Genomic DNA, 20,890 nt, shown 5'->3' with positions numbered 1-20,890 from the left:
ACCAACTGAAAGCCATACCCGGTGTCTCTGGGCCTCTGGACCTTACGACGGCCCGTCCAACCCACCAACAACGTAGGACCAACTGACTCGGTTCCGTGATGCGCGCATGACGGGGTGCGGTCGATCGCCGGCCTGAGGTGGTGTCACGTGCTGGCGCTGTGGCGCGTCCGCGGCAGTGGGCGAATGCACTGCAGATCTCGTTCATAGACGTCGCCCAGGACGTCGGTGACCTGGATTTTGATGTCGAGCACGGCCAGACGCTCAAGAACCTTCGAACCCAGAGCGAGCAATTCCATACCTTCTCGGCCATACGGGCTGCATGGTCTGGGACAGCTGCCTCCCCCACCACCAGCCACGGTCCTGCCGCGGCGGCCATCCCGGCCGCCGATCCGGACGCGGCTGCACCGCAGACCAGGACACGGCCCGCGGGGTATCACAGGCGGTGACCGCCCACAGAGCCGCATGGGACATCGTGAGGCGAGCCGATCCCAAGGTCGCGGCCGTAGCCCTGCGGCAGATTCGGGAGCAGGCCCGCGAGCCGGAGGAGCGTTTCGGTGACGGCCGTCAGGCGTTGGAAGAGCTGCGAGCATGGTGCCCGGCTTCCGGCTGCACAACGTCTCGTGCCCCGTGTGCCACGCCAGACCTGACCAGGAATGTGCACTGACTGTGGGAGCCCACCAGTTGAGGAAAGATATCTTCTTCCGTCGTCTTCGCGGCAGCGACCGCCGTCGGTAACCAAGCCTTTCTGAGCACGCAGACGGTCTCTGCCGTCAGTTGCCCGGGACCAGCTCGGGGATGGAGGAGGCTGCGGTCTGCGACTACCACCGCGTCGGGGACTTGGCTGTGTTCGGCGTGGCCGTTTTCCGCCCGGTGGGCGGCGAACTCGCCGGTGGAGGCCATGCTGGTGCGCAGCTAGCTGACCGCTCACCGGCTCGCCAGATGCGGTCCAGCCGCTGGTGCCGGGCGCGGTTCTCCTGGGCGTCGATGACGAGGTTGGTGGTCACCACGTAGATCTGTTCCTCAGCGTCCCGCCTGCGGGTGTGGGCCAGGTCGTCCGCGTCCGGGAGCGGCGGGGCGCGTCGACTCTGCCCTGCGCATCTTGCTGGGGCGTGCGGGGTGCCCGTGTCGGGGGCCAGCAGGTGCGAGGTGACGGTGGGGTGTCAGGTCTCCCGGTGCCCGCTCAAAACAGTTCTAGGTCCTTGCCGCTGGTGTCCGCGATGACTGGCCGGAACTGGGCGGGGAGGTCGTCCAGGCGGTCAGGACCGGCCGCGGCGGCCACGGCAGGGGCCGTCTCGGCCAACCAGGTGCGAAACCGCTCGGCGGCTTCGCGGTAGGGGACTCTTGTTAGGACACGGTGCTCGCCGGAGGGGCAGAAGTCGACGGCGACCGTGAGCAGGCAGGAACGGGGCGCGTTCTGACTGCCCGTCCAGGACACGTGCAGGACACCGCAGGGCTTGCGCCCGCGGGGGGCGCGGTGGGTGGGGCGCAGCGATCGGCAGGCTATGTGGGCGGTCCATGCGGCGAGGTGCGGCAGGGGCAGGGTGGTGCGTGCGCGGCAGCCGGGGCAGCGGTGCCAGTGGCGGAGCCAGTCGTGGGTGTCGGTGTGGAAGAGGCGTGTGTAGCGGTTCGCTACGCGGATGTCGTTGCTGTACAGGTGGTCGGGGCGTTCTTGTGTGTTGCAGGAATGGCAGACGGGGGCGCGGACGTAGCCGTGTTCGTGGCAGTGGTCGAGCACGGTGGCGGGCGCGGTGCGGCAGACGGCGCACGCCCACCCGGCCACCTTGCGGGAGGTAGCGGGCTTCCTGCTGAGCACCGAGTACAGCTGGCCTTCCAGCTCTTTGTTGTACGGGCGCAGTGAGGTGGTGGGGCCGTCGGGGCTCGTCGTCTGCCGACGGCCGGTGTCTCGGGCCTGCCGGGGGTGGGAGGGCGGCTGGGTGACGGTTGCGCTTGCCTGGTGGGTCCGCGTGGCTTGCACCCACTGCGTTTCGGCGTGCTCGGCCGCGTCCAGCAGCCTGACGACAGCGCGCGGCAGCCACCACGTGCGCTGCGTCCCGTCGCGGGTCTGCTCCACGAGTATCTGTCGCCAGTCGATCCCTGCCAGATGGTACGGCCGGCCGACTTCACGTCGTGCTGCCCGCTCGGGGCCGCCCAGATCCTGCAGTTCCCCTGTGATGCGCTGGCGCCAACGCAGCGGCGTTTCCTTGTTGCATTCCTGCCTCGGTGCCCTACGAAACGGACCGATGCGGACCAGGTCCTGCCGATCCATCCCCACCGCGTTCAGTTCCGCGGCCGCTCGGCGCACCTCAACCTCCGGAACACTCCACTGATCGCCGCTGGCCCTCACCGTCGCCACCACATGGCTGCCGAGCAGGACGTACCCCACCCGGGCACGGGCAGGCGAGCAGGTGAATGCCCCAGAAGCCGTCGGCACAGCACTGGCGGCCGTCAAATCGACCCACAGAGCGTCCGCGGCAACCAGGGTGATCAGGCCGTCCGTGCGACCGGGCATGACACGCTCTGACATACCGACAGGCTAACGGCCTGCAACGCGGCAACTGGTCCCAAGCGCCTCGGTCAGTTGGGCCGCCGCCCGCAACTCCGTATTCCTGAGCATCTGGTTCGTCAGCACTCCCCGTGCGCGTAGCCTCACCACCAGAACGTCAAGAACCGGGCAAGTCGCCCTCGCGCATCAGCGGTCCCCGAGCCCAGACGAATGGAGCAACAGAGTCCGCGTCGTCGTCAAAGGTGCGTGCCACGGGCTCAGCGGGCGCATGCTTCGGTCAGCCGCACGCTGTAGCCGCCCTCTTCCATCAGCACGACGGTGACGCCGAACGGGTCGGCGTGGTCCAGCTCGATCGGGGTGAAGGAGAAGTTCACCGCGGCCTGGATAGGCGGCACCAGTTCGCCGCCCAGCTCCGGCGCGGGAGCCGGCCTCCAGTCGGGAACAACCGACGCCCAGCCCTCCGGACTACGGGAGATGAGCTGCTCGCTGTAGGGGAACTGGTGCAGCAGACTATCCGTTCCACCCCGGTGACCAACGGGATCGACTTTCTTCGCAGTGTCGTGGGCCACCTGGGAAAGGGCGCCCACGAGCTCCGCCACGAGGACCTCAAGCACGGCGTGCTGCACCTTCACGCCGAAGGACCGCGTCACCGAGCGAATCGCGATCATCGAGGAGCTGACCGAGTTCAAGAAACTCGTACTGTCCCGGCTCGCCGCCCAGCACGACGAGATCACGCACCTGCGCAGCCCGCAGCCGTCCCCCGAGCCGCCTTCGCCCGCCAAGCTGGCCACTGTCCCCCGCGTCAGGACCACCGTCATCGGCACCTGCAGCTGACGGCCGAAGAGCGCCCTCTGGCTGTCCGCCCTACCGGCGGGTCGGAAATGGAGTTGCGCCTCACGATTCGGGCGCAATAACGTGCCGCACGTGGCTTGATCTCCCATGCCGCTGGCCTGACCGGCGGTCGAAGGTGCACTCCGCCGCCGTCGGCAGCCGACCGCGGCTCATGGACATGCCTAGGAGATCTCACTATGGCCCCGAGCCACATGCCTGACCGAGCCGACACAGGAACTGCATTCACTGTCCTGAAGGAGGCCAACCAAGCCCATGGCACTGACTTCCAGCTGGATCAACGATTTGATGACGGATTCCAGTCGGGAGCCTGGCTGCTGACCGACGGCACAGGACAACAGGCGGTGCTGAAATGGAGCCCTGACCGCGGCTGGGCCTCGCAGATCGAGCGCGCTGCCAGAGGCGTCGCGAAGGTCCACTCGATCGGATACCCAACCCCAGCATGGCTTGTCGTCGGTGTTACTACCGACGGTTTCGGCTACCAGATTCAGGAACTCGTGCCCGGACGCAGCCGGAACCAAGTGACCGCACGCGAGGCCCAGTTGCTGATCGGCGTCCTGGAGACGCACGCGGGCCTCGACCCCGACCCGCAGCGGTGCTGGTCTCAGTTCGTGACGGGGCAGATGACCGACCATCGTGACGAACTGTTTCAGGGGGCAGCCGAGACAGGCCCAACGGGGCAGAAGCTGGTCAACGCCTGCGAGCGACTACTCGCTGCCCACGGGCCTGTCGTTCTGCCCACGGGTGATCTGGTCCACGGAGACTTCCGCCCCGGCAACATCCTCTTCCACGGAAACCACGTCAGCGGCGTCATCGACATCGAAGCGTTGGGCAGCGGCACCCGCGCCTTCGACTACGCAACGCTGCTGAGCGCCCATGACATCACGCCCGAAGCGCTGGAAATGCTCTGCAGCGCCGGCGAGCAGGTCGCTGGCCCCGGCGCTCTTGCTTACTGCTTCGCCCAAGTTGTCCTCGACCTCACCTTCTTCGTCCATCAGCGAGAGCTACAGCCAGGCATCCAAAATGTGAGCAAGCTCCTCGATCGCGTGGTGATCCTTTTGAACCGCGCTAATGGGACCTATGCCCTAACAAGATGCTCGCGACGCTGAGACACAGAGCAGTTCCGATAGCTCATCGGCGCCCCTAGTGCTCTGACCGCATAGGACCGCCAGGTTGCCGGCGTCGGTGCTCGGACCGGCTGGGCTCGGTGTGGGAACAATTTGAGAGGTCGCGGAGCCGATCAAACTAGGCTCCCAGCATGTCTGGTCCGACGTTGGTGATCGAGTTGGCGGAGCCGCTCTCCCCGGCTGCGCTGCGGGAGTTCCGCGCGTTGATGGTGGGGCTCTCCTCCCACTTCGGTGAGAAGCGGCCCGGGTTCTTCGACGTCAACGTGCCCGCAGAGCGACTGGGCGTCGAGGACAGGCGAGAGGGGGACTGGCGAAAGCCGTTTCCGCTTCCACTCCTCGGCAGCCACTCCGCGGACGAGGAGCTCACGGCCCTGGTGGGATTCAATCCGCAGCGCGAGGACTGGCGTCGGCCCTTCCTGGTCTACTTGATGGGGCCGGGTGTCGGCGATGAGAGCATTTTCGAGGCTGAGCACGCGGACGAGCCGGAGGTGGAGGCCGTCCTCGATTTCAGGCCGACCCATGCCGTCAATGTCAGCGCCTGCTGCAATCGCAAGATCGACCACGTGGCCACGGCCCTGCTGACCGCCGCTGTCATGGACATCTTCGGGGGTGTGGCTAAAGCCGAGCTGATGGACGAACCGGCGTCGGTCGTCGCTGGCCTTCCAGGGGTGTTGGGGATCGTGGATGACGACTGGATGGCGCTGGGAACGGCGGATTTCCTGCGGGCCTGGGTTGGACACCCCGCCTTCCGGCTGGTCAAGTAGCCCAGACAGATCCGCGGCGGCCCGTTCCGTGCCCGGCCCGGCGGGACCTTCCGGTGACTCGCGGGGAACAGCGGCGAAAGCCGCGCTCCAGAGCAGGTCAGGGACTCGGCAGGTCAGCCGCGATCCGCATACGTGGTCTTCCAAACTAGTGCTACTGATTCCCAATGAAGTTGTCAATCTCGTCCGGTGACGCGCTGTGAGCGATTCATCCGAGGACGGCAGGGTTGGGCGGAGCGGTGATCTCGAAGACTCGGCCGTCGCGTATGAGGGCCCAGAGAACGTTCAATCGACGCCGCGCGAGGGCGATGACTGCTTGCCTGTGGTTCTTGCCTTCGGCTCTCTTGCGGTCGTAGAACGCCTTCGAGGTAGGGCAACAGCGGGCAGCGACCTGCGCGGACATGTAGAAGACCCGCAGCAGGCGCCGGCAGTAGCGCCGTGGGCGGCGCATATTGCCGCTGACCCGTCCAGAGTCCCTGGGAACCGGGGCCAGGCCGGCGACGCCGGCGAGGCGGTCAGGGCTGCCGAAGACACTCATGTCTCCGCCGGTGTGGGCGATGAACTCCGCGGCTAGAACGGGCCCTATGCCGGGCATGCTCAGGATGACCTCGGCATACGGGTGCTCACGAAACCGGCCCTCGATCAGGACGTCGGTTTCGGCGATCTCCTCATCGAGGGCCATCACTTCCCTCGCGAGCTTGGCAACCATGGTGGCGGCCAGCTTCTCCCCGGCGACGGCAGTGTGCTGGGCCTCAGCGGCTTCGACGGCGGTGGCCGCGACGAGCTTGTAGTTGCGGACCTTGCGGTTCTTCAGCCACTCGGCGAGGCGGTTCTTGCCGATCCGCCGGAGGGCGGCTGGGCTCTGGTAGCCGGTCAGCAGCACCAGGGAAGCCTTTGAAGTGCTGTAGTCGAAGGCCCGCTCCAGAGCGGGGAAGTACTCCAGCATCTGGGCCCGCAGCCGGTTGATGCCCCGGGTCCGGTCCGCAGCCAGGTCCAGCCGCCGCGAAGTGAGAATCCGCAGGTCAAGGGCGATGTCGTCGCCGTGGCGCATCGGTTGGAGGTCGCGGCGCATCCGAGCCTGGTCGGCGATGACGAAGGCGTCTTTCGCGTCGGTCTTCCCATCGCCCCGGTAGGAGCCGGAGGCGTGATGGACGGTGCGACCGGGGATATAGAGGACCTGTTGCCCGTTGCTGGTCAGCAACGCGATCATCAGCGCGGCACCACCAGCGTTGAGATCAATCGCCCAGGTCACCGGCTCGTCTTCGCTCAGAGCGAGGACATCGCCAATCAGATTCAGCAGCGCGGTCTCGTCGTTGGCCACCCGCCGCGACAGCTTCCGCTGACCGTCGGAGTCGATCACCACGCAGTGATGCTCGGCTTTACCCGCATCCGTACCGGCCCACAGTTCGGGCATGGCCACCTCCGAAGTCGTCCAGTACTTGTCCCAGCAGACGACCTCGCCAGCGTGTCCTTACCAAGCGATCTTGTCGCGCGCATCCCAATCAGTGGCCGAGTCGTCGCGGGGCACCGGGCGGCCAATCAGTAGAAGCCACTCCTGCGGCATGAGGTTGACAGCCACACCCAGTGCCCCTGGGCCTCCCGATCCTACGAGTGACCGGAATCAACCCACCAACAACGTAAGGAGGTTTTCAAGGTGGGGTCGGCGGGTTGATGGACAGTCTTGTGGCGGTGAGACAGCCGTCGATGAGACGGGGCCGGAGTTGGATCCTGCGTAACTCGCTGCGGAGCTTGCGGTCGAGGTCGTCGGGTGTGGTGAAAGCGGTGTTGGCCATTGCTCTGCGCACGAGTGACCAGACAGCCTCGACGGGATTCAGGCCGGGTGCATACGGCGGAAGCCGGACGGTGGTGAGCCAGTCGTGTTCGGCCTCGTACCGCTTCAGCCCCGCGGCCAGATGGGTGTTGAGATTGTCCCAGACCACCACGATCGGTCCGTCGAGCTGGATGTGTGCCCGCACCAGGAGGTCGCGATAGTCCTGCCACGAGAAGCTCTTGCGGGCGCCCTAACGGCTACCGAAGCCGTGGTGCCGCTGTCAGGCAAACGGCTCCGACATCACTCAATCAAGTTCAGTAGCGCGGACAGGACGCAGGGCCGTAACACACGCCCCCCCAGGCGGTTCCTCTCCGCTCTCGTGGAGAGGACCCCTCGGGCAGATGCGTCAGCATCTGTCACTGCTCGGGCTGCTCTGGGCGCAATTCCCGTGCCTGCTCGGCCCGCTCGGCGGACACTCCATCAGGCAACGCGGCTACCTCGGGGCACGCGTCGTTCCCCGATTCCAAGGCCGGTCGCTAGCCGGGAACCCGCCAGGCCGCCGGACGCGACTGCGCCAATGACTTCCGGGCTGCACTGCAGCGGGGCAAGTCCTCGATCGGCTCCCGCAGTACCGGCGTTCCTAGGGTGAGCCTCTCGTTGGACTGGAGCGCAGCACTCTCTGCGTGCGTGCCGCGGCGGCGCAACTCGGAGGGTGGGGAGTTCGCGCGCCGGGTCGCGTCGCTGAGCGTGGCTGGCTGCGATCGGATCACCGGATGCAATGACGCCTGGCACGGCAGGTGCTTCACCCGGAAGCGGGAGGCCTTACCCAACGCTGACAGAGAATCGATCAACCTGGGTCATTCGTTGAGTGGCATCACACCGTCGGCGCCGGCGAATACGAGCTGTGTCAAGGGGGACGTGACGTAATCCGCCTCCACCGTGACCCGGTACAGGCCGATCCTGGGAACCTTCATGCTTGCTCCGAGTGCGTCGCCGTCGCTCGCGTACAAGCGAGCTTCCCGTTGAAAGTCACCGTCAACCGAGGCCACGGTGCAGTCGACACCGGAGGGATCATCGGTGCCCGCTACGCGGATGGCCCATTCGGAGTTGGGTACTACGTAGTCCGGGACCTTCAGGCCAAGGCCCTCGTTGGCCTGGTCGGGACCGAGATGATCATCTTCCAAGAGGAAGTCTGCGACGGCTTGCAGTGCCGCTTTGCCGCTGGCGAGCGCACCGTGTTGCGAGGCAATTGGCAGGGTACGACGTGTCAAGGATGCGGACTCCCGGTGCACTGTTCCGTCGCCCCAGACTTGAAAACGACGCGGGGTCCCATTTAGGTCGCGCATCGCCTCGCCGTCCGTGTTGCTGCGGAAGCAGTACTCGGAGGCAATGACCGTGCCATCTTCCAGCCGCATGGACTGCACTGTGTCCTGACGAATTCCTACGACTGGGCGATGGTGCGGGAACGGTTGCGAGTAGAGGTTGTCAAAGAACATCTGCGAGTTCCTGGCAAGATCCTTGTCACCGCCCAAGGCGGCGACATCCGTCGGTGTGAGGCGACGGACATTGAGGCCTTCCTCGAGGCAGACGAAGCGGGGGAGCAGGTCGTGGACACCTGGCATCGTTGCGGCGAGAGCAGCGAGCCGGTTGTGTGGCAGGGGCAGTGGGGCGCCTTGGATGGAGTTGAGAATGCTCGCTGCGACGACGGATCCGTGGAACGGGGTGCCGAGCGTCATGGCCCCGCGAGTGTCTGCCGCGAGATCATTATCGAATCCGAGCGTAAGTGCTGCGTACGTGACCAGACCGCCCATCGAGTGGGCGATGAACACAAGGCGGGCCTGGCGCTCATCCACTGCCTGACGGCGAGCCGCTGTGTGGGCGGGATGTCTGCGCCACTGCTCCAGATGTTCACGAGCGGCGCCTGCTAGCAGGCGGGCGTTGACCTCGACAGGCAGGCGCCAGTCGTACGGGAACGGCATGACCGCAGCGGGATCCGCGACGGGGTTCTCGATGGCTCGGGTCAGTTTGTGGTACGGCTCGATGCCCCGCAGGAATGGGCTCCAAGCGGGTGTTTGTAGGAGCCGCCGCGCCTTGATACGGCCGAACTCGCCGGCCTGTTCCTCGGCTGTGAGGTGCAAGGGAGAGAGGCCGGGCTTTGTCAGCCAGGCTTTGGCGAGCCACTTGGGGTTGGCTAAGCCCCAAAGCACGTCGCCGGTAGTGGTGTCGTACAGCTCGCTCCCCATGATTCCGGGGACGATGACGACCGCGTCGTGCGTGATGGTCGGGGTCAGCCCGGGTGGAGTGTGGGGCCAACTGCCTGGGCTGTGGCCCGGCAGATTCTTCTGCGGTGGCTCGGTCATGACTGGAACACTAGAGAGATGCAGAAAGCGGCGGGGGAGTTCACGCAAACACAGGACCCTGAGGTAGCTGTTGCGGCACAACGGACTCTGCTCACCGTGGCGGTGCGTGACTACGAGGACGACGATGACGAGTTCACTGCCGGCATCGACGAGCAGCTGCAGGTCGTCGCGGAGTGGTGGTCCGCCCACGACCCAGGGACCGCCTTCCGCCAGGTCCCTCCGCCAGAGTTGAAGACCCGCGACGACATCGAAGACTTCCTGCGTCGACACCGCGTGCGGGAGATGGAAGGCCAGGCACTGGTCCTGTTCATCACGGGGCATGGTGTTTCCGGCTCGCGGACGCACTTTCTCAAACTGCCAGACTCTGTCAAAGGGCGTCATCTCAACACCTCGATGCGCACCACGGAGCTCATCACCGCTGCCCTCGACTCGCACGCCGAGAACGTCCTCGTCATTGTCAATACTTGCTACGCCGGAAAGATTCACAGCGAGGTTGCCAACCTGTATGAGGATATCCGGGCTGACCGGAAGGCCAGGTGCAGCCTCGACGTGCTGGTCACTTGCGGGCATGACAAGCCTGTGCAGGTAAGGAGATTTCCCACACTGCTACGTGGCGCCTTTCACCGCTTGCGGACAACCGCGGGGATCACGACCCCCCATCTCAGCGTCGCTGATCTCATGGAGGAGTTCGAACGCGGGTTAGGCACGCCGGAGGCCATAAAGCAGCACCGTTTGCACCGCCTGATCGATGGCAGTGGCCACCTCACCCCCACGCCTTGTATCCCTAACCCCGGATACCGTCACGTACGCGAGCTGGTCGGGGTGGGCCGGCGGCAGGCCAGCACTCCTACTGACGACTATTGGCTTGACCGTGCAACCGGACGAACACAGGACGACGATTCTGGGTGGTACTTCCGCGGGCGCGAAGACCTCAATCGCAGGGTCGCAGAATTCCTGAGCGGAGCGCGTGCACGGGGGGTCCTGCTGATCACGGGGAGCGCCGGCAGCGGCAAGTCCGCCCTCCTTGCTCGTGCCGTTGTGCTGAGCAGCCCAACCTTTCGTGACGAGCCCATCTTCAAGACGGCCATGGACCTGGTCGATGCCGAGACGGTGCCAGCTCCTGGCTCAATCACCGCGGCAGTCCTCGCGCGCCACCGTGGCGCAGCAGATCTGGCCGGCGACATTCTCCAGGCCCTGGGCGTGGCACCCGAGCATCCCGGATCGATTCGGGATCCTGTCGTCGAATGGACGCAGCAGATTGTCCAGACGCTGCGCGCCCGTAGCGAGCCAGTGACGATCCTCATTGACGGCCTTGATGAGGCAGACGAGCGTCATCGCATTATCGAGGACGTCCTGGCCCCGCTCAGTGAATTCTGTGCACCGCAGCTCGCTCATGTTCCGAACCCGCGTCAAGACACCGACCCGCCACCCCCAACCTCTCCGGCCGGCCTGCGCCTGCTCATCGGGGTGCGCTCCAGTCGGCCCCTCAGCGCGTCGAGAACTGCGTTACCGGATGAGGAACAGGGACTAGTCGAGGCACTGCAAGCTGTATTTCCGGCTGCGGAAGAGCAGCGTACGGACGACGAGGGCAGCAAGAAGGACATTGAGCTGTACCTGCATGCGCTCATCTGTGATGGCGGACACCGCGATACGGCTCAGGAAGCAGCTGAACTCGTGGCGCCCGAAGTGTGGCCATCCTTCATCGACGCCCGCCTCGCCGGCGAGCAGTTGCGCAGGGCAGACGATCCTGCCGCCGTCGCACGACAACCCGAGTGGCAGAAGATGCTGCAGCGGGGGACCACCGGGCTTCTTAAGCGCGATCTCATGCTCGTCGCAGCGGACGGCCTTCCCGCCGATGTGGCGCTGGCGCTCTTGCGCGCATCCGCGTTCGCCGAGGGAGCTGGAATCCCCTGGTCGAACATCTGGCCGCAGATGGCGAGAGTCTTACTGAGACGCTCACGCGACGACTGGGACGAAATGATACAAAAGCTGCTCAAGAGCCGATTGAACGGCTATCTTGCGCACGATCACGAAGACAACCGGCGGGTCTACAGGCCTGCCCACGAAGCGCTCGCCGAGGCCCTCCGCGACCTCGACCCCAACCAGCTCGATCTGGGTGACACCGCATGAGTCAGCGACCGAGCGGCGACCGGCACGCCGAGATCCACCGCCAGCTCGCCGCCGCACTGGCCGAACTGGTACCCGACGACCCCCACATTCCCCCCCATCCCTACCTGCGCCGCCACCTTGCCCAGCACGCGGCTCAGGGTCGCGTGCTGGACGACGCACACGTACCCCCTGCCCTCCTGCCATGGGAGTCCAGCTCCGCGCTCGGCCGCCTGCTCGCCGTAGGAGACAGCCCTTCAGCACGACAGCAATGGCTCCAGGCCTGGGCAAAGCTGGAGCCCTATTCACACAACCTCAGCCCCATGTCCCGGCTGACAAGTCTGCACCTGGCCCACCACGCCGCCACCTCACGCCACAAACCTCGTATGCACTCGCACTCCAAGCCCACGCCGTTCGCAGGCTCGCCTGTCTCCCCACTCTGGAGTGACTGCGCGAGCCCGGACAACGTATGGGCTCTCAACGACGCTGCCGTTACGTCCCTCACCACGGTGGCCCCAGGGCGCCGCTCAAAAAGCCGGACTCTGCTGGTCACAGGAGACGACCATGGTGTCGTCCGCGTCCTCAGGCACGACGGTTCCACGGCCGTTCCACCGATCGCCGTACACGAAGGCGCAGTCGACCACTTGCTGCCCCTGCACGAAGGCCTTCTCGCAACAGGAAGCACCGATGGCACCGTCACCATCCTGGACGCACCCCGCGGCCGAACCATCGGACAGATTCACCAGCGCCCCGGCACCTGGGTCAGCTCGCTGACCCTTTACAAACCCCAAAACCGTGCGCCGGTGCTTCTAGCCGCCTTCAGCGATGGCTACATCGCCGCCTTCAACACCGCGGCGTTCCAAGAGGTCGACATCCCTCTTCCCAGGCTGGAACGAGCAGCAGCCCTCCTCCGCGGCACGACTCTGCCAGACGGGTCCGGACTCCTGCTCTACGCCCAGCACGACACCGTCAGCTGCTTCGACGGCCGTGCGGCACTCACGCACTCCCGCCATCCCGCAACCATTCGCGCTCTCGTCGCCCTGCCCGCACCCGGGCACTACGCCGGCGGCGACACAAACGGCAACCTCTTCCTTCATGACGCCGCCAGCACGAGACATCCCCGAATGGCCAGAGCCGACAAGGCGATGAACGGACCCATCACGGCCTTGGCCATGGTCACCGTCGACGATCGGCAAGCCCTCGCCTCCGCGGGAGCTGACGGCACCGTGTGTCTGTGGCAGACCCACCCCCTGGAGCCCATCGGTGAATCTCTGCAGGCACACTCCGCTCCGATCAACGCCCTCACGTCCCTGTCCGGTCGCTCGGGTGCCCGCCTCATCACAGCCGGCGCCGACCGCACTGTCCGAAACTGGCCTCTGACCGGAAACACTTTTCAGCACGGACGCCCCGCCTGGAACCCCATCACTGCAAGCGCCCTGTCTTCAGGTCCCGCGCACCTCCTCGCCATCAGCGAGGGGACCCGCACCCTCACATGGGACATCGACACCGGAGAGAAACGACCTGTCATCGACCATGAAACGGTCACCGCACTGGCCTGGGTACGCGTGCACCAGCGAATGCTCGTAGCCGCAGCCCTGAGCGACAACAGCATCGTGATTCTTGACCCGAACGCCGAACGTCACTCGTCGACAGAAGTGAGACTGAAAGGTCATTACTCGCCAGCACTGGCCCTCGAAGCGGTACCCGGTTCAGGTCGGTCCAGCCTCCTGGCCAGCGGCAGCGCAGACGGTTCGGTGCGCCTGTGGGACCTGCACACGCACGAACCTGTAGCTGTCTTCACGGACCATAAGTTCAGCGTCCGTTGCCTCGCCTCGACCCGCACCGCAAGTGGCGCGTTACTCGCATCAGGGGGCAGCGATGGCAACCTCCGGATCTGGGACACCACAAGCCTCACCCAGCACGGCCCCACGATCCGATGCGATCAGAACATCGTCAACGACGTTGCCTTTGAGCCATCTGACGACAGAACAGGTCGGCAACTGGTGACGGCTGGTCAGGTCGGCACGCTCAAACTCTGGGACTTGGAGTCAGTAGCCAAACCTGTGCACGAGTTCAATCCGCGCGACGGTGATCTCAACGCCGTGACAGCCTTCCGAATCCATGGTCGGCGAGTCGTCTTCGCCGCAGCCGGAAGCACCAGCATTCATCTGTGGGACGCCTCCGCAAACAGGCAACTCTTGCAGATCGTCATCGGGTATCCCGTCAACGCGCTACGCGTGGCCCCGCATCAGCACAGCAGTGAACCTTCCACTGTCCTCCTTGCAACGGGGGAAGCAGGAACAATGATCTTTCGCGTCCACCACGACCGCTTGTGAGACCGCGTGCGCCGTCCGCATGCTCCCGCGCTCCGTGCGCGCGCCCGCCAAGTGTCTACGAAAAACCGACAAGCAGACCGCAGCTACGCGACAATGATCAGCCCACACTGCGCAACGCCATCACGCCCGCCGTGCTGGCGCGAAGAACTGCTGACCCACAGGCACCCACATTCACCATCGAGGACCCGTGATCGCTGTCTTAGCCCAAGTCTCCGGCCTCGTGCCTCGCATCGCACTGAAAGTCTCAGATGCACGCACCCCGCTGCAAGGGACTGCTCCCGCTCGAAGGAGGTGGCAGGGATGACCATGTCCGTCCCCCCTGTCGCACTCGTCACTGCCCCCGAACGCGGGGTTTGGCGGCTGGGCAAGTCAAGCGCACCGCTGAAGTACAACCAGGTCGAACCCGAGACCATCGCAGGTTCCTCCGCCGGCCGCTTCAGCCTCTTCACCTACGGCATGCTCTACTGCGCCTCTGAACCAACCGGTTGTTACGCCGAAGCACTTGCCTACTTCCGGGTCCAGCCCATGATTCGGCAACTCCTGGACGACGATGGACCCAGCCAGCACGGCCGCATGAAGATGGGGCACCTCGCCTCCAGCTGGCGTGAAGAGCACATCCTCGTCCGGTTGAAGTTGTCGTCCGACGCCCGGTTCCTCGACGTAGACGCAGAAGCCACTCGTGAGGTGTTGGCGAAGGAGCTGGAGAACGAGTTCAGCGAGTGGGGGGTCAAGGGGCCGTTGAACGACGAGCACATTCACGGACGAGACCGCCGAATAGCTCGTCAAATCGCCGCGTGGACCGTTGCCCAGCGCAACGACGAAGGACACCAACTGGCCCAGGGCATTGCTTACCGATCAGGCTACGGTGGCCGCCGATGCTGGGCCATCCTCAGCGGCACCGAGCTCGTCGAAGCCGAACGACGCCCCATCCTCGCGGAGGCCGTCGAGCTGCAAGAGGTCGCTCGGGAGTACGGCCTGACCGTGTGGTGAAACCTGATAGGCCGTTTAGCCGTGCGAAATGTCCCTCGATCTGGTGTCTGTGCGATTCGTACGTCACGTACCTGTCACCGAGTGCCAGCAGAGTTCCCTCAGAAACATGCAGCTCACAGCGTCACGGGACAACGGGAGGCGGGATTTGAGTATCTTTTAAGGTGGGAAAACTGTGGAGTAAGCAGGGTGTAAACGGGTACCATTTCCTCAACACCACCAGGGAGAAGCCATGTTGAGTGACGCCACCATCTGCTTACCAGACGCTGCGCCCAGCCGCAGAGACAGAGCGCCAGGCACGCCCAAGCACTCCGGTCACCTCCTCCAGGCTGCAGTGGTGTACTACGCGGTCGCGATGACGCCCACTGCTGATGGGTCGCGCGCCTCCCATGCATATGGCTGACGAACGGCAGCGGTACGCGCCCCCGTCCAGCCTTCGCGCATCCAGCGCAAACCTCCTCCGCTAACGCACTCACTGCGAGCGACGAGGAAACGAGGAGACCATGCAGACTCAGCGAGAGACCGCCGCCGAAGCCCGCGCCCACCGCGACACTGCGCAGCAGGCCATCGCAGACATTGCGCGCTTCCTGCAGGACAACTTCAGCCAGCGCGTCACCGCGTACGTCGCCGGCATTGAGGACGCCAAGCAAGTTGGGAAGTGGTGCAAAGCCCAGAACGCTCCGCGCTTCGATTCTGAGGTTCGCCTGCGCACCGCCTACCAGATTTTCAGGATCATCGAAGGCGCCGAGAACTGCCACACCGCCCGGGCCTGGATGATTGGCATGAATCCGCAGCTTGAGGATGACTCGCCCCTGCAGGCTATCGCCGAAGATCGCTTCAAGGACGTGATGGCCGCAGCCCGCTCGTACCTTCAGGGCGATCTCTGATACGGCCCCGAGCACGTTGGAGAGTAAGAGGTCCTAGGACGTGTTTGAGATGTTGATCAAGGTCGTGAAATGATCTTCAGATGTCTCGTGGCGATCTGACGGATGCGCAGTGGGAGCGGCTGGAAGCGGTGTTGCCGCCGATACCGAAGATGGGTCGACCTCCGAGGGATCGGCGGCAGGTGTTCGACGGGATCTGGTGGCGGGCCCGGACCGGCTCGCCTTGGAGGGATCTGCCCGAGCGATACGGCCCCTGGGAGACCGCGTATGCGGTGTTCCGACGGTGGCAGATCGACGAAACATGGGCCCGCGTCCTGAAGAAGTTGCAGGTCAAGGCAGATGCGGATGGGATCATCGAGTGGGAGGTCTCGGTCGACTCCACCGTCTGCCGGGCTCACCAGCACGCCGCCGGGGCCCGCAAAAGGGGGCTGACGATCCGGGCCGGACGCGTCCGAACGGCCTCGCGGCCGAGCCGGACGACCACGGCCTGGGACGCTCGCGCGGCGGACTGACCACCAAGATTCACCTCGCCGTCGACGCCTCCTTCCACGTCCTCGCTGCCGTCATCACCGCCGGCCAACGAGGCGACGCGCCCGCCTTCGAGCAGGTGATGGACCGAATTCGTGTCCCCCGGATCAGCGGTGGACGCCCCCGCACCCGGCCCGGACATGTGCTTGCCGACCGGGCGTACTCCTCCCGTCAGATTCGCTCCTACCTGCGCAAACGCGGGATCGCGCACACCATCCCGGAGAAGCGAGACCAGGCCGGACACCGACTCCGCCGCGGTTCCGCCGGAGGCCGTCCGCCCGGCTTCGACCGCGAAATGTACAAGCGCAGGCACAAAGTCGAGTGCCGGATCGGCCTTCTGAAGCAGGCGAGAGGCGTTGCGACCAGGTACGACAAGCTCGCCGTCCGCTACGAGTCGACCGTCCAACTCACCCTCATACGGCAGGCGCTGTGACCACATCTCAAACACGTCCTAGGAGAAGTCTCTGATGGTGTGACTGTCGGCTTGGGTGCACGTTGGTCTGTTCGTGGGCAAGAGGGAGTCGCCCCTTGGATCGTTTCGGACGAACTGTGGTCGCTGATCGAGCCGTTGTTGCCGGAATCTGGGCCGAAGTTGGTGGCGGGGCGGCCGAGGGTGCTGGACCGGCAGGCGCTGCGCGGGACCAGTGGGCCCGGGCCTTCTGCTCTGCGCATGCTTGACATAGATGCACCGGATTGAGGCGGGCAAGTCGGCAGACAGCGTGTTAGTGCCAGCCGGGCCGCCAGGTGGGCGGTGCTTGGAGCAGTTGTTCCTGCGGTGTCCCGGTGAGCAGATGTTCCAGTGCCCATCGGTTGGCTGATTGGGCGATCACGAGGATTCTGCTGCCGTCCCATCCGGTGGCGAGGTCGTGGAGGAAGATGCGGGTGGCCGTGGCGACCTGGCGGTAGCTCTGCCTTCCGGGAAATGGTTCGTGGATGTGTCGGGCTCGTTGGGCGGCGATGAGGGAGAGCGGGCCCGGGCGGGGGCAGGCTGTGGCAGGTCAGGCTGCGGGAACAGCCTCCGGCTGAGCCGAGACAGCCGGCCTCAAGATCTGCGACGAGCGCATGGCCAAGAACCAGTACGGCCCAGGGCAGGCGGGGCTGTACTCAACGTCGTTCTGCCAATGCGAGACCCACGGTAACGTCGCCGCCACGACCGTTATCAAGATCGCGTTCGTCCAAGTCACCGCCGCAAGCTTGGTGTTGGCGGATGCTGTTGCCGCCGCCGTCGTGCTGTAGCCCACGCCGGCAGCACCTACGCATGACCAGATCTCGGAGCAGATCAAAACCTCCGCGCAGACCCACGAGGACACCTCGCTGCTGGATGGCCGCAAGGCGCAGCTGGCGATCCTGAACCTAGGGGAGACGCCCAGCAAGGAGCTGTGCCACGGACGGTGGGACCGCAAGACCACCGCCGAGCAGCACGCCATGGATCCATACATGTGGATGACCGGCTGCGTTGAGGCGCCGACTCCGTAGCCCACCGCGCAGTAGTAGCCTGCGGGCATCGTTCAGGGTCGGACGCTGGGGGACAGCACGTGATCGTTCGGACTATGGCGCCGAAGGGAATGCCGCGCCCCACGGGAGACGAAGGCCACGTCCTCCTCGACGCGGTCTGGGCATACCTCAGTGAACACCATCGGTGGCCGACTTTCGACGAAGTCGATCGCAAGCTGTATGCGCAGGGCCTGCAGTTCGAGGAGGTCGTACAGCAGCTGTGCCCCGCCTTGCTGCTCGGACTTGCACCCGACCTCTCGCCGTTGCCGCAGGGCTCGCAGGAGCTGTCGCTGACGGTCGCCGGAGCCGCGAACTGCATCAACTCCTCAATGGCCCTCGGGCTATTCCTCAGCATGGTGCGGACAGCGGCCAGAATGGAGCCGACCTGGCGGCCTGCGGACCCCGGTGTGCAGCCGCGGCTGACGCGTGGAAGCCAGACACTCCTCCAAGGGCACGATCCGAAGTACCTGCCGGGCATGAAGGCCGAGTACTTCGCGGCCGCCCTCGCGGTGCGGGAACCCTGCTTCCGCGGTGGCAGCATCAACGCAGAGTTGCTGGACTGGTCGCTGAGCTTCGACCGGACCATTCGGCCGTACGCCGCTGTGCGCCAGATGGACGAGTACTGGGGCGTCCGCGAGAAGGAGCTCGGACCGACGAGGGTTGCGGTAGACAGGCGGCCCTTCCTCAAGCGGCCCACAGAGCCACCCCCCTTCCCCGGAGCCAGCCCGGTCTTCCCCGGAGCCCGCCACCCCGTCGTCAGCCCGCCCAGCCCCATGTCGGTCACCTGTGTTCTGCATCCGCTGATCGAGGAGGTCGCTGCCGAACGGTTCGAGAAGGGGTTCTACCGAGACGCGGTGAGGAGCGCGTTCCAGGCGATCGAGCACCGCGTGCAGACGCTGGCCGGCACCGGTGAAGTCGGCGAAAGGCTCATGGGCATTGCCTTCGGCGCCAAACCAGACCCCCCGAAACTCACCGTGACCCGGTCCACGGGCGGCTCGCTGGAGAGCGAGCAGAACGGCATGCAGTTCCTCTTCAAGGGCGCAACGGGCGCGCTACGTAACCCTCGGATGCACGGGCCGGACGACAAGGACGACCGCGACGAGGCCGAAGAGATGCTGGTCTTCGCCAGCTTCCTCATGCGCCGTCTCGACATCGAGGACGACAAGCGCAAGGCCGCCGCCGCCCCGTAGCGGGCCCGGGCATAGGGGGTCCTTTGTGGATCTCGTCTCGGAGGCATCCACTCGCGTGAGGTCTACTTTGGCAGGACCTGACCTTGCTCCGTCACATAGAAGGAGTTCGTGCACTCCAGGAGGGCAGCCTCTGACACGTTGTACGGACAGCCAGCCTGCTGGTTGCAGAACTTGCTCAGGATCTGAGACTTCTGCGCAGCGGACACTCCAGCAGGTTGGCCGCCCTGCCGTTGGGTTGACGACCGCTCGTCCTGAGTCGCGCTGCCGCCCAGGCGGCCGAACCCAACAATCTGCATGAGCCGGCGCCCTCCGCTGTTCGCCTGTCACCAGAGCGTGGGTGCCTCTTCTGGTGCGCCGGGCATGCCGGGCGGAACGGCCGCGGCAACGAGCTGATCCCAGGTCTCGTAGCGGCTCGCCATCGCGACGAGGAGCTGTGCTGTGGCGTATGCGTCGTAGGTGGCACGATGCCTGTACGCGGGGGCTGCTGAGAGGTCCGGCTGAATATGCTCGATCAGGGCGTCGAGTCCGTATGACGGCATGTTCGTGTACGTGGCCTTGGCGAGGCGGAGGGTGTCAATGACCCCGGCCGGCGCCCACTTCGGCAAGTGCGCGGTCAGCGCGCGGTAGTCGACGTGCGCGTTGTGGGCGCAGATCCACGCTGAGCCCAGGACGCCGTGGACCTGATCGGCAATCTCCCGCCATGCCGGGGCTTTCGCCAGAACCTCGTTGGTCAGGCCGTGCACGCGGGCCGCATAGGGCGTGACAGGGCGGGGCGGGCAGATCAGCCACGCCCCGGCTGTGCTGGTGTCCAGATTCCCGTCACGAACAGGCAGCGCGGCGACTTCCACCAGGTCCGGCGGATGGGTGCCGTTGCCCTCAACGTCCACAACGAGCAGTGCGGGCCAGGTGGAGAAGTTCATCATGCAGACGTCTCTCAGTTCTTCCGTGCGGCGAGGGCGGGTCAGACCTGCAGCTCTGCCCGCGCCCTCTTCAGTTACGCCACCGTCACCGTGCCCGCGCCCGTGAGGGCTGCGCCTTCCCACGCTCCCTGAGCACGGGCCACGACACCAATTGGGGAGTCACTTTGCCCCAGGGCGTGTCGGAATGTTCACGAGAACTGGTTCTGGCTCAGGTTCCGTGATGCGCGCATGCCGGGGTGCGGTCGATCGCCGGCCTGAGGTGGTGTCACGTGCTGGCGCTGTGGCGCGTCCGCGGCAGTGGGCGAATGCACTGCAGATCTCGTTCATAGACGTCGCCCAGGACGTCGGTGACCTGGATTTTGATGTCGAGCACGGCCAGACGCTCAAGAGCCTTCGAACCCAGAGCGAGCAATTCCATACCTTCTCGGCCAGCGTTCGTCATCGGGATAGCTGCGCCGGAACCGAGGTGAAGGAGGAAGAAGTCTTGGTCCCAGTCGAGCCCAAGTGCTGCAAGCGAGTCGATGGCGTTGCGCCAGGACATCCAGCCGGAGGGGATGGCAGCACTGCCCACGTACGGCCCGGATGCCCGGATCCGGTAGGCGACGGAGCGCACCACGGATCGTCCCCCGCCAGCATTGGCGAGGGAGACCGTTCGTAGTGAGTCCGTCAGTTCGTGGCTGCGTCCCGTGAACCCGGACCAACTCAATACGGGCTGCATGGTCTGGGACAGTTGGGATCGGGTCACAATGATGCCCGTCAGCAGAGCGACCACGGCTGCGCATGTGGACGCGTCAAGCACCGTAAGTCGCCACGGCCAGTCTCCGCGGACATGGCTACTCAGATTGGCCTTGACGATTTCCCAGGCCAGATCGACGAGGGCGAAGGAGAGCAACGCTCGAGGTAATCGCAGTGTCTTGTTGCTGGTCGAGACCCGCCGCTGAATCCACTGTGACTCTTCCACATGGTCTCCCAAGCCTACACAGCCGCTGGGTCTCACCATGCAGGGCGCCGCGTCACGAGGGCAATAGCCTTAGGTCCGGCCAGCCTGCGGGTGACGTGGTGCAGCGTGCATTT

General features: G+C 65.4%; 17 protein-coding genes and 2 pseudogenes. 11 read left to right on the top strand and 8 right to left on the bottom strand.

The window, feature by feature from the left end; genetic code table 11:
• Nucleotides 1-143 precede the first annotated feature (143 nt).
• From OHB49_RS44350 to OHB49_RS44340, 3 genes are all read right to left on the bottom strand, one after another.
• Nucleotides 144-296 (bottom strand): hypothetical protein, encoded by a 153-nt coding sequence (locus tag OHB49_RS44350; protein WP_329167296.1) that lies wholly within the window; start codon nt 294-296, stop codon nt 144-146.
• Nucleotides 297-1,180: 884 nt separating this feature from the next.
• Nucleotides 1,181-2,524, bottom strand: a complete 1,344-nt coding sequence (locus tag OHB49_RS44345; protein ID WP_329167295.1) for an endonuclease domain-containing protein — start codon at nt 2,522-2,524, stop codon at nt 1,181-1,183.
• A gap of 236 nt (nt 2,525-2,760) precedes the next feature.
• The gene (locus OHB49_RS44340; RefSeq protein ID WP_329167294.1) at nt 2,761-3,072 is read right to left on the bottom strand and encodes a hypothetical protein; all 312 of its coding nucleotides are present in this window, start codon (nt 3,070-3,072) and stop codon (nt 2,761-2,763) included.
• Between OHB49_RS44340 and OHB49_RS44335 the strand changes: the two genes are divergently transcribed.
• From OHB49_RS44335 to OHB49_RS44325, 3 genes are all read left to right on the top strand, one after another.
• Nucleotides 3,059-3,337, top strand: coding sequence for a hypothetical protein (locus OHB49_RS44335; RefSeq protein ID WP_329167292.1), 279 nt, complete (start codon nt 3,059-3,061; stop codon nt 3,335-3,337). The genes OHB49_RS44340 and OHB49_RS44335 overlap by 14 nt on opposite strands.
• A 194-nt stretch (nt 3,338-3,531) precedes the next feature.
• Nucleotides 3,532-4,461, top strand: coding sequence for a phosphotransferase family protein (locus OHB49_RS44330; RefSeq protein ID WP_329167290.1), 930 nt, complete (start codon nt 3,532-3,534; stop codon nt 4,459-4,461).
• 149 nt (nt 4,462-4,610) lie between these two features.
• A complete protein-coding gene (locus OHB49_RS44325; protein WP_329167288.1) occupies nt 4,611-5,243 on the top strand; it encodes a DUF6368 family protein in 633 nt (210 codons plus the stop codon).
• A 205-nt stretch (nt 5,244-5,448) separates the two neighbouring features.
• Here the strand turns inward: OHB49_RS44325 and OHB49_RS44320 are convergent, their stop codons facing one another.
• From OHB49_RS44320 to OHB49_RS44310, 3 genes and pseudogenes are all read right to left on the bottom strand, one after another.
• Entirely contained in the window at nt 5,449-6,654 is a 1,206-nt protein-coding gene (locus tag OHB49_RS44320; RefSeq protein WP_443079730.1) for an IS110 family transposase, read from the bottom strand.
• Between the two features lie 235 nt (nt 6,655-6,889).
• Nucleotides 6,890-7,261: pseudogene (locus tag OHB49_RS44315) on the bottom strand (transposase); the annotation flags it as partial.
• 607 nt (nt 7,262-7,868) lie between these two features.
• Nucleotides 7,869-9,371, bottom strand: coding sequence for a lipase/acyltransferase domain-containing protein (locus OHB49_RS44310; RefSeq protein WP_329167283.1), 1,503 nt, complete (start codon nt 9,369-9,371; stop codon nt 7,869-7,871).
• Here OHB49_RS44310 and OHB49_RS44305 point away from each other — a divergent pair.
• The 8 genes and pseudogenes from OHB49_RS44305 to OHB49_RS44275 all read left to right on the top strand — a co-directional run bounded on the left by OHB49_RS44305 (nt 9,336) and on the right by OHB49_RS44275 (nt 18,896).
• Nucleotides 9,336-11,501 (top strand): ATP-binding protein, encoded by a 2,166-nt coding sequence (locus OHB49_RS44305; RefSeq protein ID WP_329167281.1) that lies wholly within the window; start codon nt 9,336-9,338, stop codon nt 11,499-11,501. The two genes, OHB49_RS44310 and OHB49_RS44305, sit on opposite strands and share 36 nt — an antisense overlap.
• Nucleotides 11,498-13,813 (top strand): WD40 repeat domain-containing protein, encoded by a 2,316-nt coding sequence (locus tag OHB49_RS44300; protein ID WP_329167280.1) that lies wholly within the window; start codon nt 11,498-11,500, stop codon nt 13,811-13,813. The genes OHB49_RS44305 and OHB49_RS44300 overlap by 4 nt, the downstream gene beginning before the upstream one ends.
• Nucleotides 13,814-14,119: 306 nt before the next feature.
• A complete protein-coding gene (locus OHB49_RS44295) occupies nt 14,120-14,803 on the top strand; it encodes an RES domain-containing protein (RefSeq protein ID WP_329167467.1) in 684 nt (227 codons plus the stop codon).
• Between the two features lie 500 nt (nt 14,804-15,303).
• Nucleotides 15,304-15,687 (top strand): XRE family transcriptional regulator, encoded by a 384-nt coding sequence (locus OHB49_RS44290; RefSeq protein WP_329167279.1) that lies wholly within the window; start codon nt 15,304-15,306, stop codon nt 15,685-15,687.
• An 80-nt stretch (nt 15,688-15,767) separates the two neighbouring features.
• Nucleotides 15,768-16,645, top strand: a protein-coding gene (locus OHB49_RS44285) for an IS5 family transposase (protein WP_267009715.1) whose coding sequence is annotated in 2 segments (ribosomal slippage) — nt 15,768-16,161 and nt 16,161-16,645 — 879 coding nt in all. Because the reading frame shifts where the segments join, the coding sequence is not laid out codon by codon here.
• Between the two features lie 99 nt (nt 16,646-16,744).
• A pseudogene (locus tag OHB49_RS46105) lies at nt 16,745-16,852 on the top strand (IS5/IS1182 family transposase); the annotation flags it as partial.
• A gap of 422 nt (nt 16,853-17,274) precedes the next feature.
• Nucleotides 17,275-17,448, top strand: a complete 174-nt coding sequence (locus OHB49_RS44280; protein WP_329167277.1) for a hypothetical protein — start codon at nt 17,275-17,277, stop codon at nt 17,446-17,448.
• Nucleotides 17,449-17,762: 314 nt separating this feature from the next.
• On the top strand, nt 17,763-18,896 hold the full coding sequence (locus OHB49_RS44275; RefSeq protein WP_329167276.1) for a TIGR02391 family protein: 1,134 nt from the start codon (nt 17,763-17,765) through the stop codon (nt 18,894-18,896).
• Between the two features lie 323 nt (nt 18,897-19,219).
• Here the strand turns inward: OHB49_RS44275 and OHB49_RS44270 are convergent, their stop codons facing one another.
• A complete protein-coding gene (locus OHB49_RS44270; RefSeq protein WP_329167275.1) occupies nt 19,220-19,819 on the bottom strand; it encodes a 3'-5' exonuclease in 600 nt (199 codons plus the stop codon).
• A gap of 262 nt (nt 19,820-20,081) precedes the next feature.
• On the bottom strand, nt 20,082-20,777 hold the full coding sequence (locus OHB49_RS44265) for a hypothetical protein (protein ID WP_329167274.1): 696 nt from the start codon (nt 20,775-20,777) through the stop codon (nt 20,082-20,084).
• Nucleotides 20,778-20,890: the final 113 nt, after the last annotated feature.

Source organism: Streptomyces sp. NBC_01717, assembly GCF_036248255.1.
GTDB lineage: Bacteria > Actinomycetota > Actinomycetes > Streptomycetales > Streptomycetaceae > Streptomyces.
Note: the sequence above shows the minus strand (reverse complement) of the source record. Positions and strands in the feature narration are given on the sequence as shown.